Consider the following 15,703-nt stretch of genomic DNA (forward strand, 5'->3'; position numbering starts at 1 on the left):
AATGGCTAGTGTAAGCACGGGTACGCTGAACTCGGCGGGTATCGGTTCCAACCTGCCGGTTAACGACATGATCAGCAAGCTGATGGCAGTAGAAGCCCAGCCATTGCAACTGCTCGATGTCAAGGAAGGCAATCTGACTGCGCAGATATCTGCTTTTGGTCAGGTAAAGGGCGTGTTGTCGAATTTCCAGACATCGGTCCAGTCATTGGAAGACAGCAGCAAGTTCAACTCCATCCAGGCCTCCAGCTCGGCAACGGACTATGTGACCGTTTCCGGAGACAGCACCGCCGGGGTAGGTAGTTACCAGTTGCGAGTGGATCAGCTGGCGCAAAGCCAGAAGCTGGCCACTACTGCCTTTGCCAGTACGACCACGCCGATTGGCGGTGGTACCCTGACCTTCAGCTTTGGCACCACGACCACTGCTGGCACGCCGCCGGCTACCTCGTTTACGCTGAACCCGGACAAGGTTCCGCAGCAGGTCTCCATTCCTGCTGGCTCCACCATGAGCGGTATTCGTGATGCGGTGAACAAGGCCAATATCGGGGTGACGGCAACCATAGTGAACGATGGTACCGGCAACCGGCTGTTGTTCACGTCTGCCTCCGGCACCAAGAGCACGCTGAAAATCGAGAGCAGTGACAGCAGCCTGAATGCCATTACCAATGACCCGACCGGCGCTGGTAACCAGCTGACCCAGGTGCAGGCGGCGCAGGATGCCAAGTTCGAACTGGATGGCATGGCGATTACCAAGCAGAGCAATACGGTAACCGATGCGGTCAGCGGGCTGACCTTCAACCTGCTGAAGGTCAATCTTGCCACCGATACCCCGGCCAGCATCAACGTATCGCGCAGCAGCACTGGTGTGCAGAAGGCGATCCAGGCCTTTGTCAAAAGCTACAACGACCTGAACAAGGCCTTGAACGATGTCAGCAAGGTGGATACCAGTGTGGCGCCTACTGCCGGCCAGCAGCGCCAGGCACCGCCGCTGGCTGGCGATGCCACCATCCGCTCAATCCAGACTCGCCTGCACGAAGTGTTCTCGGCGATTCAGGATGTGGGGGGCGCGTATACCCGCCCGGCCGATATCGGTTTGACCTTCCAGAAGGACGGCACCCTGTCGCTGGACAGCAGCAAATTGTCGGCAGCTATCAGCAGCAACCCGGACGATGTGATGAAGCTGTTCGGTTCGGTAGGTACCCCGACCGATAGCAAGATCAAGTTCGGTGCGGCATCGGGTAGCACTCAGACCGGCAACTACGCCATCAACCTGAACGCGGTGCAGAATGGTACCTTGCTGGGGGCTAGCGTATTGAGTGGTACGATCAATGTGACGTCCGCAGCCAGCTTCAGTGTCAAGATCAATGGTCAGACCAGCGGTGCGCTATCGCTGCCTACCGGCAGTTATACGGCGGCAACCCTGGCCAGTACCTTGCAAAGTGCCATCAATGCCGATAGCACCCTGTCTGCCAATGGCGCAACCGTCAGCGTGTCGGTGGATGGCTCAGGCAAGCTGCTGCTGACATCCAGCAAGACGGGGACGACGTCCACGGTAGAGGTGCTGGGGGGGCTGGACAACGTGACTACCGCTGCTGGTAGCCTGAACCTGTTCAGTACCGGTGCTGGTGTCGCGGGGGCGGACAAGGTATCTGGCACCATTGGCGGCTACGCGGCGCTGGGGGATGGCAACAAGCTGACCGGCGCGGTGGGTACACCGGTGGAAGGGCTGTCAGTCACGGTAAATGGCGGTACTATTGGCGACCGCGGTACCGTGGATTTCACCAAGGGCTTTGCCTTTGCGCTGGACGGTGTGCTGAATAGTCTCTTAACCAGCCAGACCGGGGTTCTCGATACCAAGACCAAGGGTCTGAATGACTCGGTGACCTCGATCGAGAAGCGAAAAGACCAGCTGAATACCCAACTAACCGCTACAGAAGCGCGCTACCGGGCGCAATTCAATGCCATGGATACGGCGGTAGCGCAGCTGCAGAGTCTAGGCACCTATCTGACCCAGCAACTGGCGGGGTTGGCCAAATCAGGTTGATGTAATACATGAATAAACAAGCGCTGAAGGCATACGGCCAGAAAAGCCTGGAACTGGAAGTGGAGAGTGCGTCGCCGCACAAGCTGATCCTGTTGCTGTTCGATGGCGCCATCCAGGCGATCAAGCAGGCGCGCTTTCACATGGAAGGCGGCAACATTCCCGAGAAAGGGCGCCTGATCAGCAAGGCGATTGCGATCGTCGATCAGGGGCTGCTGGCCGCCTTGGACCGTCAGGCTGGCGGTGAATTGGCTGATAACCTGGCAACGCTGTATATCTATTGTTGCGAGCGCCTGTTTGCGGCCAACCTTCATAACGACCCAGCCGCGCTGGACGAGGTGGTGCGCTTGCTGGGCGAGATCAAGGGCGCCTGGGAGGAAATCGGCAAGCCGCAAGCAGGCAACGCCGCCGGTGACAGTGGCAAATCCGGGGTGAATTACGGTGCAGCCTGAGCAAGGTTCGCAACCCGCCACCGTGCAGCAAGCCATTGTCTTGTTGCAGGAGTTGCTTGAACTTGGCAAGCAAGAGCAGTGGGATGTTTTTGCCAGCCGGAGCAAGGCGCTGGCTGCTCTGGATTACCGCATCATCGCCGCAGGCGAATTGGGGGCCACGCAGGCCGCGCAGTTACAAGCGGATCTCCTGCAGGCTCAGCAGTTGTTGCAGCAGGTGAGCCAGCTGGCAGAAACGGAGCGCGAGCAGATTATCCGCCATCTGGTGATGATCAGTAACCAGACCAAGCTGAATGCCACCTACGGGCCGTAACCGTTTATCTGCCGTTACGTTTTCCCCCTGCCACGGCAAGATGGGGATGCTAGATTTCAGAGTGAGCCTAGTTCACTGTCCAGGGGTGTGAGATGGAATACATCGTTTGGGGTCTGGTCATCCTTGCCGGCGTGGCTGCCTACCTGCTGTTTCGCGCCTACCGCCGCATCGCTTATCTGGAGTTCAGCCTGCACCACCTGGAAGAGCTGCAACGCCAGGTCAGCCATCTGCAGCGCGGGCTGCAGGATGTTTCCATGATCGCGCAGCAGCAGCTGCAAACACCGCGCACCTTGCGCAATGGCCAGCCGGTTGCCGCAGGTGGCAGCGATGCGGCCAGTCCTTACAATCAGGCGATAGAGCTGTTCAAGCGCGGCTTCAGCCCCGCCGATGTCGCCGAGCGCTGCGGCATTTCGCGCAGCGAGGCCGAGTTGATCCTGTCGCTATATCGCAATAGTTCCACTTCATGATCTCTCCCCTGTTACCTGGTACCGGTACGTCGCGCGGTGTGACCGATGCCGGCACTGCGCAGTTTGCCCAGCAGGGGCGCGCGCAGGGCCGTGCGCTGATCGAAGTCAGCGCCACGCCAGCCAACATGCCGGCAATGAGTGTCGGTGAGCAACTGAGTGCCACCGTTGCCGAGCGCTTGCCCGATGGCAAGCTGTCTGCCCTGATCAAGGGTGAGCAGTTCCTGCTCACCCTGCCTGGTGACAACCAGCTCTCCCCCGGTAGCCAGCTTGCTCTGCGTGTTGCCAGTCAGCAGCCGTTGACGTTTGCACTGCTGGATGTACAGGAACAGGATGCCGCCGCCCGCCTGGCGCTCAGCCAGGAAGAAACCCCGCTGCAGACCCTGCAGCAACCTGCCAGCAAGCTGCCGTCGTTCCAGGCCGGTGAATGGGTGAATGCCAGGGTGGCGGAGCGCTTGCCGGATGGCTCGGCGGTGGTGTTGGCCAAGAACGCCGCCTTTACCCTGCAGGCGCCGCCAGGCTCCAAGGCGCTGAATGCCGACCCGCTGCTGCTGCGCGTACGCAGCACCGACCCGGTGGTCAGCTTTGTGCAGGTGGCGCTGGAGCATGAGCCGGACCTGAGCAAGTCGACCCCGGTATCGCTGAGCGATGCCACCCGCTATCTCAGCTCGCTGTTGCAGGCCGCCGGGCCGCAGCCGGGCAGCCGGCAGTCGGCGACCGCCGCGGCGGTGGCCAATGCCTACGCGCCCGATGGCAAGCAGGTGGCCGCCGGCAGCAAGGCGCTGCTGCAGGACCCGTCGCAACCGGGCCTGGCGCATACCGACTCCCTGCGCCAGACCGTGGAAAAAAGCGGGGTATTTTACGAAGCACATCAGAAGGCCTGGGTGGATGGCAGGCTGTCGCTGGAGGAGCTGCGGCAGGAGCCGCAGGCCAGAATCGGCGACAGCGCCGGCAGGCATGGCGAAGTAGGCCAGCTGGTGCAGCGCCAGCTGGACACGCTGGAGCAGCGCCAGTTTGTCTACAATGGCCTGGCTTGGCCCGGCCAGCAGGTGCAATGGCAGATCCAGGCCGACGACACACAGGAGCGCGAGGCCAGCGGCAAGGAGGAAATGCGCGCCTGGCACACCCAGCTCAATCTGCAGCTGCCGGCACTGGGCGGCTTGGCTGCAAGGCTGCGCATGGTGGGCAACCAGGTGCAGGTAGTGTTCAATACCGACAGTGATGCTACCGGCTCGCTGATCGACGCGAATCGGCAGCAATTGATCGATGCCATGGAAGCGGCTGGCCTGTCCCTGGCAAGCCTGCAGGTAAAGCATGAAACAACAGCATCCTGACAATCGCCGCTCGGCAGTGGCGCTGCGCTACCGCGAAGGCGACCGCGCGCCGCAGGTGGTGGCCAAGGGTTATGGCCAGATGGCCGAGCGCATCATCGAGCAGGCCAAGGACGCCGGCGTGTTCGTGCACGATTCGCCGGAGCTGGTGAACCTGCTGTTGCAGGTGGATCTGGACAGCCACATTCCCCCCGACCTGTATCGCGCGGTGGCGGAAGTGCTGGCCTTCATTTATTTTCTGGAACAACACGCCAAGGGCGAGCAGGTCAACTTTGCGCAATGGCTGCTCATGCGGCAGCAGCCGGCGGCAGTGCAGCCCTGAGCGCAGCAACAACATTACCCGAGGGGAAACAATGAAAGTCGGTTATATCGGTCTGGGCATCATGGGTGCCCCCTGCGTACGCAACCTGCTCAAGGCCGGGCATCAGGTAACGGTATGGGCACGCCGCCAGCCATCGGCGCAGTCGCTGCTGGATGCCGGCGCCGTCTGGGCGGACAGCCCGGCGGCGCTTGCGGCCAACGTTGACGTGGTGGTGACCAATGTTTCCGACACCGTCGATGTGGAACAGCTGCTGCTGGGCGAGCAGGGCGTGGCGCAAGGCGCCGCCGCCGGGCTGGTGTGCGTGGACATGAGCACCATCTCGCCGCTGGGCGCGCGCGCCATTGCCGCCCGGCTGGCCGAGCGCGGCATCGATTTTCTGGACTGCCCGGTGTCCGGCGGTGAAGTCGGCGCCATCAACGGCACGCTCACCATCATGGTGGGCGGCAAGGCCGAGGCGCTGGCCAGGGTGCGCCCGGCGCTGGAGGCGATGGGCAAGACCATCACCCACATCGGCGACAGCGGCGCCGGCCAGGTGGCCAAGGCCTGCAACCAGATCGCCGTTGGCGTCGGCATTGCCGCGGTAGCCGAGGTGATGAAGCTGGCCAAGGCATGCGGCGTGGATCCGGCGCCGGTGCGCGAGGCGCTGCTGGGTGGTTTTGCCGCCAGCCGCGTGCTGGACGTACACGGCCAGCGCATGATCGACGACAACTACGCGCCGGGCTTCAAGGCCAAGCTGCATCAGAAGGATATGGGCATCGTGCTGGATACCGCGCACTCGCTGGGCATCCGCCTGCCGGAGGCGGAGCGCGTCGCCAGGCTGATCGGCGAGCTGGTGCAGGAGGGCGAAGGCGAGCTGGATTCCTCGGCGATTGCCCGCCTGATCTGGGCTGATAACAGCTGAGCCGGCGCACCTCGCCGCACAAGGCCGCCCCCGGGCGGCTTTTTTCATGGCTGGCGTGAGTAAAGCAGGCAATCAGCCAGCCCCTGCAGCCATGAAGCAGCACGCTCACCGTGCTTGCTGGTGTTGCGCGGGATGACACCGGGCAGGAATGCCTGCGGCGCCTGATCTGGCGACGAAACTGTGATGCAGCAAAGGGGAGGCTAGGCGAGGGTGTTGACGATGCTGCCGTTGCTCATGTTCTGCACCGCCTCGCCGGCCAGCGCGGGGTTGCCTTGCAGCACACGGCTCCATTGGCTGTTCAACTGGGTGCCGGACACGCTGTTGTCCAGCAGCTGTGACAGCAGGCTGGCATCGCTCGACGAAGTGCTGCCGTCGCTACTGCTCGCCGCTGTTGCCGTGCTGGCATCGGCGGCGATGACGCCGCTATCCGTACTGTTTGCCGCCGTATCGGTGGCCTGGCCGGCGCTGGCACTGAGCAGGCCGCCTTGCAGATTGCCTGCCTGGGTGAAGCTGTCCAGCAGGCCGGCGGCGTTGTAGCTTGCCGCATCGGGGCTGATGCTGCCGCCGGTCAGCGTCACTACCGTGCTGGCATCTGCGGCCAACTGTACCGCCTGGTCTACCAGCGAGGTGGAGGCATTGGCGGAGGTCGGCACCGGCGAGGCCTGCACGCCGCCATTGGCATAGGCGCTGCTTGCCAGATTCAACTGGACCAGTTGCGAAACAGTAGCCATGGCGGCCGCCTCCGGATTCCCGACCCTCCGGATTATAGGTTTGCCACCGGCAAGCCATTGCTTTCAGTTGTTGCCATGTATGAAGCCGTGGCCAGGCCGCGGGTTTATGTACGCTTGCTGCTGCCTGGAGGCATGTAACGGGTCAGGGGCGCAAGGCTTGGCCGACAGGGCATCGAACAACGTGCTTGCGAGTACCGGCGAAACAGGGACTTTGTAACGTCAAGCAGGGAGACTGCCGGCCGGTCTGAACACGCGCCGCGCCAGGAGCCTTCGCCCGGCAAGGGCAGCAGGCCAAGTGTTAACAGAGCTTAAGCAGCAATTGGCTGCATATATTTGCAAACAACTCCAGGTGCTACGCACTTGGCGGCTCCTGTAGCTTGATCCCAGGCATCCGCCTCATCACTAGCTGACGACAGGAATAAGCAATATGAAAAAATCTGGCCGCATCACCTTTCTCTCCACCGGCGTGCTGCTGCTGTGCGGCGGCATGATCAGCGTTGCCCATGCCGAAGAAACGCAATGGCAGAAAACGCACCCGCGCCGCAACGAGGTGAACCAGCGTCTGCACAAGCAGAACACGCGCATCGACAAACTGGAAGCCAAGGACAAGATCAGCCCCGCCGAGGCGCGCAAGCTGCATCGCGAAGACAAGAACATCCGTCAGCAGGAACGGGACATGGCCAAACTGAATCATGGCCATCTCACCAAGCAGGAACAGAAAACCCTGAACCAGGAAGAAAATCAGGTTAACCAGCAGATCAAGAGCGGCAGCTGATACCTCGGGTGGAAGGATGGCATTGCTGCGAGGTAGCTCTGCAGCAGACGACGAGCCGTTAGCCGCCCCGACTGGTCACGTGCTTGCCAATAAATGCAAAAAGCCCCGGCTGGCGGGGCTTTTGCATACTTGCGCGGCGCTTATTCCACGTTCTGGATCTGCTCGCGCATCTGCTCGATCAGCACCTTCAGCTCGACGGAAGCCTGGGTGGTGTCGGTGGATACCGACTTGGAGCCCAGGGTGTTGGCTTCGCGGTTGAGTTCCTGCATCAGGAAGTCCAGGCGCTTGCCGACCTGGCCGCCGGTCTTCAGGATGCGACGCACTTCGGTCAGGTGGGTGGTGAGGCGTTCCAGTTCCTCGTCCACGTCGATCTTCTGTGCGAACAGTGCGAATTCCTGCTTCAGGCGGTCGTCGTCCACATTGCCCAGCGCTTCCTGCAGGCGTGCGGCCAACTTATTGCGATAGGCTTCCAGGATCTGCGGCAGCTTGGGCTTGACCGCGCCGACGATGGTTTCCATGGCGGCGATGCGGTCGAGCAGGATGTTGGACAGCTTGTGGCCTTCGCGGCCGCGGGTGGCGCGAAAATCCTCAAGTACCGCGCCAAGGCCGTCGATACACAGTTGCTGCAGCGCTTCCGGCGGCAGCGAATTGGACTTGAGCACGCCAGGCCAGCGCAGCACTTCGCCCATGCCCAGGTCGCGGATGCCCGGCGACAGGGTGCGGACTTCTTCGCACACCGCCAGCAGGCGTGTTACGGTGTCGCGGTTGAGTTCCAGCTGCGGGGTGTCGTCGGTAGTCTGGTTCAGACCGATGCGGCACTCGACCTTGCCGCGCGTCACGCGGCCGGCGATCAGTTCGCGCAATTGTGGTTCAATGATGCGCAGCTCTTCCGGCAGACGCATCTGCACGTCGAGGTAGCGGTGGTTCACCGCGCGCAGTTCGATGGACATCAGGCCGCCCGGGAACTCGCGGGAGGTGGAGGCAAAGCCTGTCATGCTGAGAATCATGGTGGGCTCCAGAATGGTAATCGGAAGGATAGGCCCCGAATCGCAATCGTGATCCCGGGGCGGGCACACTATAACAATGGACCGTACACAATCCAAGTCACGTTCTCTCGCGCCAGGCAGCCGGCTGGAGGGCTATACCATCGTGCGCGTACTCAGCTCCGGCGGCTTCAGCGAGGTCTACCTGGCGCTGGACGGGCATGACCGCAAGTACGCGATCAAGGAATACCTGCCGCGCGATATGGTTGGCCGCAGCGATGCCGGCGACGTCACCGTGCTCAACGAGCTGGACCGCGAGGTATTCAAGCTGGGGCTGAAGTGCTTTTTCGACGAGGCACGCGTGCTGGCCGACATCCGCCACCCCAACGTGGTGCGGGTGAGCAATTTCTTCCGCGCCAACCAGACGGTGTACATGGTGATGGATTATGCCGATGGCCGCTCGCTGTCGCGCGAGCTGGAGCTGACCGGCGGCAGCATGCCGGAGGCACGGCTGCGCGAGCTGTTTGCCGAGCTGATTGCCGGCCTGGAAGAAGTGCACAAGCAGCACCTGCTGCATCTGGACATCAAGCCCGGCAACATCTACCTGTGCCGCAACGGCGCGCCCATCCTGCTGGATTTCGGCACCGCGCGGCTGGTGAGTTCGCGCAGCAATGCCGCTGCCATGATCACCCCCGGCTACGCCGCGCCGGAGCAATACCAGGCCAAGGGCCAGCTGGGGCCGTGGACCGATATCTACGGCCTGGGCGCCAGCATGTATCTGGCCATGGGCGGTGGCCGCCTGGCCGCGGCCGACGAGCGCATGCGCAACGATACCCTGCCGCCAGCCAGCAAACTGCTGGCCGGGCTGTATTCCCCGCAACTGCTGCAATTGGTGGACCAGTGCCTGGCGCTGACGCCATCGGCCCGCCCGGCCAGCCTGGGCGAGGTGTGCACACGGCTGCGCAGCCCCTACCAGGCGGTGGCGCCGGCCACCCGCTCCGGGCGCTGGTGCCGCTGGCTGTCCGGCCTGTTCAGGAAGCATTCCGCATGAAGTTTGCCATTGCTGCCGAATCGCGCGTGGGTGCACGCGAGCACAACGAAGACCGCATGGGCGTGATCTGGTCCGAACAGTCGCTGCTGCTGGTGGTGGCCGACGGCATGGGCGGGCACGAATACGGCGAAATCGCGGCTCAGATCGCGGTGGATGTGTTCATGGAGAACTTCCGCCGCTCCGCCCGCCCGCACCTGATGCGGCCGGTACCCTTCCTGATGCGGGTCATACGCGAGGCGCACGAGGCGATTCAGGCGCAGGCCCTGCAGGGCCGGCTGCAGGACGTGCCCAGCACCACGCTGGTGGCGGCGCTGGTCCAGGACGACAAGCTGTACGCGGTGCATGCCGGCGATTCACGGCTGTACCTGCTGCAGGACAATCGCCTGCGTTTTCGCAGCCACGACCACAGCCAGGTGCAGCGGCTGGTGGACAGCGGCCAGATTACCGAAAAGGAAGCGCAGAGCTACCCGGGGCGCAACCGCATCTACAGTTGCCTGGGCGGCGTGCTCAATCCGGAATTCGACGTGGTGGAAGGCATCGTACTGACCGGCGGCGAGACCCTGCTGCTGTGTTCGGACGGCCTGTGGGGGCCGATGCTGGACGAGGAGATCAGCCGTATCTTCCTGGGGCGGGAGCCGCAGCTGGTGTTGCCGGCGCTGATGAACGTGGCGGAAAAGCGCGCCGGCCCCGGCTGCGACAATCTGACCGGCATCGCCGTGACGTTGCTGGCCGACCGTGACTTCATACCCGGCCGCGAAGGCTATATCGACAGCAGCCAGGTGCCACTGGCCGGCTTCGAGCAGCTGCCGGCGGCGCATCTGGAGCGGTAACACCCCCCATGCGCTAGAATGCCCCCTTTTTGTTTGGAGACGAGCCATGCGAGCAGACAATCGGGCAGCCGATGCCTTGCGCAACGTACGACTGACCCGTCATTACACCAAGCACGCCGAAGGTTCGGTGCTGGTGGAGTTTGGCGATACCAAGGTGATCTGCACGGCTTCGGTGGAAGAAAGCGTGCCGCCGTTCCTGAAAGGCAAGGGCCAGGGCTGGGTGACCGCCGAGTACGGCATGCTGCCGCGCTCCACCGGCAGCCGCATGCGCCGTGAAGCGGCCAGCGGCAAGCAGTCCGGCCGTACCCAGGAGATCCAGCGCCTGATCGGCCGCAGCCTGCGCGCGGTGATCGACCTGGAGAAACTCGGCGAGCGCCAGATCCAGATCGATTGCGATGTGATCCAGGCCGATGGCGGTACCCGTACCGCCAGTATCACCGGTGCTTACGTGGCACTGAGCGATGCCATCGACAAACTGCTGGCCGACGGCAAGCTTGCGGCCAACCCGCTGCGCGACCAGGTGGCGGCGGTGTCGGTAGGTATCGTGGACGGCGAGCCGTTGCTGGATCTGGACTACGTGGAGGATTCCGGCTGCGAAACCGATATGAACGTGGTGATGACCGGTGTCGGCCACTTCGTGGAAGTGCAGGGTACGGCGGAGGGTGTGGCGTTCAGCCGCGAGGAAATGAACCGCCTGCTGGATCTGGCGGAAAAGGGCATTGGCGAACTGCTGCACTTGCAGCGCCAGGCGCGCGCCGGCTGATTGTCATCATGTTTGCCGACTGCAAGTCGGCAAAAACGGTGCGGCAATAAAAAAACGGGCTCAAGAGCCCGTTTTTTCATACTTCAAGCTAGCTAATTACTTAGCAGCGGAAGCGGCTTTTTTAGCTTTCTTAGCTTTTACAACTTTCTTAGCAGCGTGCTTCTTTTCAGCTTTCTTAGCCGGGGCAGCAGCCGGAGCGGAAGCAGCGGTAGCAGCGAAACCGGAAGTAGCAGCAACGGCGAAAGCCAGACCAGCGATCAGTTTTTTCATGATATTCAATCCTGAGATAGAAGTTGGAGAGCAGGCGCCGTTAATCGACGACTAGGCGGCATCATATCGAACAATTGCGCGCTTGTCTGTTAGCTTTTGTTGGTAGATGTAACGTCTTGTTGCAATGGCCAGCATAAAGTAAATAAGGCACCGCCAAGCGGGCTTTCGCCAACTTCTACCCGTCCGTGATGCGCCAGCATGATCTGCTGCACGATGGCCAGGCCCAGGCCATGGCCGCCCTCGGCGCGATCGCGGCTGGGATCCAGCCGCACGAACGGTTCCATCACCCGCTGGCGTTCCGCCGGCGGAATGCCAGGGCCATCGTCACCCACGCTGAAATACTGCTCGCCGTCGATCTCGTACACGCGCACCAGCAGCTTTTTCCGCGCATAGCGCGCGGCATTGCCCAGCAGGTTGTCCATGGCGCGGGTCAGCAGCACGCTGTCGCCGTAGATGGCGCCAACCGTCTGCTGGATGTCCACCCGCAGGGCGGAATACTCCGTGGCCAGGTCCTCCTGGCGTTGCTGCAGCCAGCCCTGTATCTCCAGCCGCTGCCATTGCAGCGGCAGGTCCGGGCGCGACAGGCGCGCGTGCAGCAGCAGCTCGTCGATCAGCGCGCCGACATTGCCCAGGTCGCGCTCGATGCCGGCCTGGGTGGCGTCGTCCAGTTCGACATCCAGCAGCGCCAGCCGGTAGCGCAGCCGCGCCAGCGGCGTGCGCAGCTCGTGCGCCACGGCATTGATCAGCGTCTGCTTGCTTTCCAGCAGCCGCTCCACATTGCTGGCCATCTGGTTGAAGCCCTGCGCCAGCGGTTGCAGGCCGGAACGCGCCGGCAGCTGCACCCGTGCCGAGAACTCGCCTTCGCTCAGTGCCTTGGCGCCGCGCTCCAGCTGGGTCAGCTCGTTCCAGTGCGGCCGCATCCACAGCAGCACCGGAATCGCCAGCGACAGGCCGATCAGCGCCAGCAGCGCGTAGTCGAACCATTTAAGCTCGTGCAGGAACACCAGGTAGCTCATCGGCCCGGCCACCAGCGCGTACGGCGATTTGGCCATGCGCTGCAGGAACACGTCGTCGTCCTCCAGCATCACGATATTGCCGTCGCGCAGCGCACTCTGGGTGGCACTGTCGATGGGCAGGTCCTCCAGACGCTGCATGGAGACACTGAAGCCCAGGTCGCGCTCCAGGGTGTGCAGCATCTGCGGCCACTGTGCTTCCGGCGTATCGCGCAGTTCAAGCTCGATCAGGCTGAGCGAGGTTTTCAGCAGGTCGGCCAGCGCACGGTCGCCGGTCTTCTCCGCCACCTGCTTGTACACCAGGCCGGCCAGCACCACGGCCAGCAGGAAGCTGACGATCAACAGCAAATAGAACTGGATGAACAGTTTGCGCATGATTTACCAGCCGGCCGGAGAGAACAGGTAGCCCTTGTTGCGCACGGTCTTGATGCGCGACGGCGCGGTAGGGTCGTCGCCCAGCTTCTTGCGCAGCCGCGACACGGCAATGTCGATGCTGCGGTCCATGCCGTCGTAGCTCAGGCCGCGCATCACGCGCAGCAGGGTGTCGCGGTCCTGCACCTCGCCGGCGTGGCTGGCAAGCTGCCACAGCAGGTCGAAGTCGGTGGTGGACAGCGTGATGCGTTCGCCGCCCAGTTGCACTTCGCGGCTGCGGGCGTCGATGCGCAGCTGGCCGAAGACCAGCAGTTGCGAGCTGTCCGGCTCCGGTGTGCCGGCCCGGTGATCGTGCTGGCGCAGCTGCGCGCGCAGGCGTGCGGCCAACACCGCGGGCGGCGTGGTCTTCAGCACGTAATCGTTGGCGCCCAGCTCCAGGCCCAGGATCTGGTTGATGTCGCTATCCAGCGAGGTGAGGATCACGATGGGGCCGGCGAACTCCGGGCGGATTTCGCGGCATAGCGTCAGGCCGTCCTTGCCGGGCAGCATGATGTCCAGCAGCAGCAGGTCCGGCTTTTCGCGCTCCAGCGCCGCGTGAGCGGTATCGCCGCGCGGCTCGATCACCACTTCCAGATCGTGGCGGGCGAGGAAGCCCTGCATCAGGCCGGCCAGTTCGGCATCATCCTCGACAAACAGGATTTTGTGGGTCATGGCCTCTCTCCGACGGAAAACCCCGAGTATGGCGCTGCCATGTCATTCGCGGCAAGCCAGGCGGGGTTAGGAAGTAAAACGCCCCGCACGGGGCGGGGCGTTGTGGACACTAGTCGTGTGCCGGGTGGCCATGCCGGTCGGCATAGGCATTGAGCGATACCACCCGTGTCTTGCCGATGCGGTGACGGTAGATCTCGCGCAGGTAGCAGATGGCTTTCTGCACGTGCTGGCGCGTCAGGCGGATATCGTTGATGGACACGAATTTTTTCTGGTCGCGGATCAGCTCGCGGTACTTCTTCTCGTACATCGGCTTGATGGCGAACCAGTTGGTGTCCAGGATCTTGGCCGGGTTCTCGTACTCGTCCAGCAGCGCATCCAGCCGTGTCTCGTCGAAGCTCTCAGAGGTGATCAGTTCCAGGATGGCGTTATCCAGCGCGTCGTCGTAGCGGTAGTCGCCGCGGGCGAAGCAGCGCTTGATATAGGCCACGATCAGCGTCAGGAAGTCATCGCTCAGGCACGGGCTCTTGGCCACCAGCGTGGTCAGCGACAGGTTGGCCGAAGCGCCGATCACCAGTGCGTAGCGCTTGAGCGTGGTGCCGGGGAACAGGCCGTTCAGGTGCTGCTTCAGGCGGTTCAGGTCCATGTAGGACAGCTTGTAGCCCTTGGGCAGCGACAGGATGGCCACCACCGACGAACAGTTGCGGAAGAAGAACAGTTCGTTGAGCTTGGCCGGGTCGTAGTTGGACGCCTTGTACTCGGCCAGCGCGGCGCGGTAGCGGTCCGATTCGATCGGCAGCAGGCTGATGCCTTCGATGGCCTGGGTGATCGGGTTGAAGTGCGGCAGGTCGATGGAGCGGAAGAACAGGTCGTCGATATCGAACTTGCTGCTGCTGTTCACGTCCAGCGGGTCGCCCACTACCGATTCGGCGTAGGCCACCGCCACCGGGCCGGCCAGGCTCATGAACAGGTCGTTGGCGTCCAGGCGGATGGTCTCGCCGATGTCGATGCCGGCACGGTGGAAGTAGTTCTCGTCGTAGTCGGTGGTTACCGCCTGCGCCGTGAGAATGTTGAAGATCTGCTGCGAGATGTACTGGTTGGCGTGGCGCTCCATGGCGTTCACGTCCAGGTCCTCGATGCTGCCCTTATCGGTTTCTTCGGCGTAACGCATGATGTCGTTGGAGATCAGCATCATGGCGTTCCACGGGCGGATGCGGCGCATCACGCTTTCGGCGCCGGCTTCCTCGTTGTCGAAGTTGTAGGAGAAGTCCCACTCCTCGGACAGGTATTTGCACAGCAGGCGGCCGGCGTTGATGTGCAGCGCCTCCGAGCCTTCCACGTGGTGGCCGGAAATGTTCGGCAGGATGCAGATGCCGCTGGTGAAGATGGGCTCGAACACGAAGCCCTGCTCGTCGCCGCTGCCTTCGGCTTCGGTACGGGTCTCGAAGGTCTTGCTCATGTAGGCGTACTGCTGCGCCAGGCCGAATTCGCTGGCCATGCCGGAGCCGGTGCCGCCGCCGGCACTGAAGATGTAGAAGTACAGCCGCGACTGGTTGGCGCGAATGCCGCAGGAGTCGATCAGGTAGGCGTGGATCAGCTTCCAGTCTTCGTCGGAGAAGCTCTGGGTATCCTTGTTGAGGATGATCTTGGCCAGGTACTGGCCCAGGATGGGCGCGTTACCGGCACCGCCGGCATGCACCTCGGCCAGGTCCATGATGCGCATCTTGCTGTAGTCGTTCAGGAAGCCGCCGCCCTGTTCGCCACGGCGCGAGTAGCGGATGCGGCCCTTGATGTCCTTGTCCAGGTCGCCCAGCATCACCATCGGCTCGATCAGGAAGGCCGGCTTCTGTTCTTTCTGCTGCGACAGCAAGGTGCGCTTGATCCAGCGGCGCGGGCGGAAATCCTGCTCCACGCTGGGCTTTTCATCGCTGTTGAATTCGTTCAGGTAGAACTTGCGCGCGTTGTACACCAGGGTGGCCACGTCCAGCGCGATATTGGAACCGCAACGGCCCAGGCCGATCAGGCACACCGACGGGAACGGGCGGTCGTAGCTGTCCAGCCCCTCGTCCTGGCTGGCGGCGAAGGCTTCGCGGCGCAGTGTGTCCAGGTGGGTGAGGATGCGGGTCATGTCGCGCTCGGTGTAGTACTGGTAGCGCTGCCCGTTGGGGCGGTCCGGCACCGGGTGCAGGAGGCGTGGCGCCGCGGCTTGTGGCTGCGGGCCGATGTCGGTGGAATTATCGGGCGCTTGATCTGGCGTGGTTTGCATGGAATCCCCTACAGGGCTTAGTTCAGCCATCAGGATTTAATACAGCAATATTGAAAGTGATATTTATACCATCACTAGACCCAACTGCTGCTTGACCGGGGGTGACATTTTTTAACAAACCCT

Annotated in this window: 17 protein-coding genes; 11 read left to right on the forward strand and 6 right to left on the reverse strand. The window is 62.7% G+C overall.

Annotated elements, in window-relative coordinates:
* Window position 1: 1 nt before the first annotated feature.
* From fliD to PSELUDRAFT_RS08165, 7 genes are all read left to right on the forward strand, one after another.
* Entirely contained in the window at window positions 2-2,041 is a 2,040-nt protein-coding gene (gene fliD, locus PSELUDRAFT_RS08135; protein WP_088966368.1) for a flagellar filament capping protein FliD, read from the forward strand.
* Between the two features lie 8 nt (window positions 2,042-2,049).
* Window positions 2,050-2,490 (forward strand): flagellar export chaperone FliS, encoded by a 441-nt coding sequence (gene fliS, locus PSELUDRAFT_RS08140; protein ID WP_088966369.1) that lies wholly within the window; start codon window positions 2,050-2,052, stop codon window positions 2,488-2,490.
* Window positions 2,491-2,512: 22 nt separating this feature from the next.
* Window positions 2,513-2,800 (forward strand): hypothetical protein, encoded by a 288-nt coding sequence (locus PSELUDRAFT_RS08145; protein ID WP_157725064.1) that lies wholly within the window; start codon window positions 2,513-2,515, stop codon window positions 2,798-2,800.
* Between the two features lie 92 nt (window positions 2,801-2,892).
* Window positions 2,893-3,267: a DUF2802 domain-containing protein gene (locus tag PSELUDRAFT_RS08150; protein ID WP_088966371.1), complete on the forward strand. Its 375-nt coding sequence runs from the start codon at window positions 2,893-2,895 to the stop codon at window positions 3,265-3,267.
* Complete coding sequence (locus PSELUDRAFT_RS08155; protein ID WP_157725065.1) at window positions 3,264-4,598, forward strand: flagellar hook-length control protein FliK; 1,335 nt, start codon at window positions 3,264-3,266, stop codon at window positions 4,596-4,598. Before PSELUDRAFT_RS08150 ends, PSELUDRAFT_RS08155 begins: the two co-directional genes overlap by 4 nt.
* Window positions 4,579-4,917: an EscU/YscU/HrcU family type III secretion system export apparatus switch protein gene (locus PSELUDRAFT_RS08160; protein WP_088966373.1), complete on the forward strand. Its 339-nt coding sequence runs from the start codon at window positions 4,579-4,581 to the stop codon at window positions 4,915-4,917. The genes PSELUDRAFT_RS08155 and PSELUDRAFT_RS08160 overlap by 20 nt, the downstream gene beginning before the upstream one ends.
* 31 nt (window positions 4,918-4,948) lie before the next feature.
* Entirely contained in the window at window positions 4,949-5,818 is an 870-nt protein-coding gene (locus PSELUDRAFT_RS08165; RefSeq protein ID WP_088966374.1) for an NAD(P)-dependent oxidoreductase, read from the forward strand.
* Between the two features lie 200 nt (window positions 5,819-6,018).
* Here PSELUDRAFT_RS08165 and PSELUDRAFT_RS08170 read toward each other — a convergent pair whose 3' ends face one another.
* On the reverse strand, window positions 6,019-6,549 hold the full coding sequence (locus tag PSELUDRAFT_RS08170; protein WP_088966375.1) for a hypothetical protein: 531 nt from the start codon (window positions 6,547-6,549) through the stop codon (window positions 6,019-6,021).
* Window positions 6,550-6,976: 427 nt separating this feature from the next.
* On the opposite strand from PSELUDRAFT_RS08170, the gene PSELUDRAFT_RS08175 reads away from it, so the two are divergent.
* Complete coding sequence (locus PSELUDRAFT_RS08175; RefSeq protein ID WP_088966376.1) at window positions 6,977-7,324, forward strand: hypothetical protein; 348 nt, start codon at window positions 6,977-6,979, stop codon at window positions 7,322-7,324.
* 140 nt (window positions 7,325-7,464) lie between these two features.
* Here PSELUDRAFT_RS08175 and PSELUDRAFT_RS08180 read toward each other — a convergent pair whose 3' ends face one another.
* Window positions 7,465-8,331: a YicC/YloC family endoribonuclease gene (locus PSELUDRAFT_RS08180; RefSeq protein ID WP_088966377.1), complete on the reverse strand. Its 867-nt coding sequence runs from the start codon at window positions 8,329-8,331 to the stop codon at window positions 7,465-7,467.
* Between the two features lie 76 nt (window positions 8,332-8,407).
* On the opposite strand from PSELUDRAFT_RS08180, the gene PSELUDRAFT_RS08185 reads away from it, so the two are divergent.
* The 3 genes from PSELUDRAFT_RS08185 to rph are packed head-to-tail and all read left to right on the forward strand — an operon-like array spanning window position 8,408 to window position 10,951.
* On the forward strand, window positions 8,408-9,358 hold the full coding sequence (locus PSELUDRAFT_RS08185; RefSeq protein WP_088966378.1) for a serine/threonine-protein kinase: 951 nt from the start codon (window positions 8,408-8,410) through the stop codon (window positions 9,356-9,358).
* A complete protein-coding gene (locus PSELUDRAFT_RS08190) occupies window positions 9,355-10,188 on the forward strand; it encodes a PP2C family serine/threonine-protein phosphatase (protein ID WP_088966379.1) in 834 nt (277 codons plus the stop codon). Before PSELUDRAFT_RS08185 ends, PSELUDRAFT_RS08190 begins: the two co-directional genes overlap by 4 nt.
* A gap of 46 nt (window positions 10,189-10,234) precedes the next feature.
* The gene (gene rph / locus PSELUDRAFT_RS08195; RefSeq protein WP_088966380.1) at window positions 10,235-10,951 is read left to right on the forward strand and encodes a ribonuclease PH; all 717 of its coding nucleotides are present in this window, start codon (window positions 10,235-10,237) and stop codon (window positions 10,949-10,951) included.
* A 96-nt stretch (window positions 10,952-11,047) separates the two neighbouring features.
* On the opposite strand, the gene PSELUDRAFT_RS19600 is transcribed toward rph, so the two are convergent.
* The 4 genes from PSELUDRAFT_RS19600 to PSELUDRAFT_RS08210 form a co-directional block, all read right to left on the reverse strand.
* The gene (locus PSELUDRAFT_RS19600) at window positions 11,048-11,221 is read right to left on the reverse strand and encodes a hypothetical protein (protein WP_164497424.1); all 174 of its coding nucleotides are present in this window, start codon (window positions 11,219-11,221) and stop codon (window positions 11,048-11,050) included.
* 89 nt (window positions 11,222-11,310) lie between these two features.
* The gene (gene rstB, locus PSELUDRAFT_RS08200) at window positions 11,311-12,609 is read right to left on the reverse strand and encodes a two-component system sensor histidine kinase RstB (protein ID WP_088966381.1); all 1,299 of its coding nucleotides are present in this window, start codon (window positions 12,607-12,609) and stop codon (window positions 11,311-11,313) included.
* 3 nt (window positions 12,610-12,612) lie between these two features.
* Window positions 12,613-13,317, reverse strand: a complete 705-nt coding sequence (gene rstA / locus PSELUDRAFT_RS08205) for a two-component system response regulator RstA (RefSeq protein WP_088966382.1) — start codon at window positions 13,315-13,317, stop codon at window positions 12,613-12,615.
* 109 nt (window positions 13,318-13,426) lie between these two features.
* Window positions 13,427-15,580, reverse strand: coding sequence for a hypothetical protein (locus PSELUDRAFT_RS08210; protein WP_231895335.1), 2,154 nt, complete (start codon window positions 15,578-15,580; stop codon window positions 13,427-13,429).
* Between the last annotated feature and the right edge of the window lie 123 nt (window positions 15,581-15,703).

Origin of the sequence: Vogesella sp. LIG4, from assembly GCF_900090205.1 — a bacterium.
GTDB lineage: Bacteria > Pseudomonadota > Gammaproteobacteria > Burkholderiales > Chromobacteriaceae > Vogesella.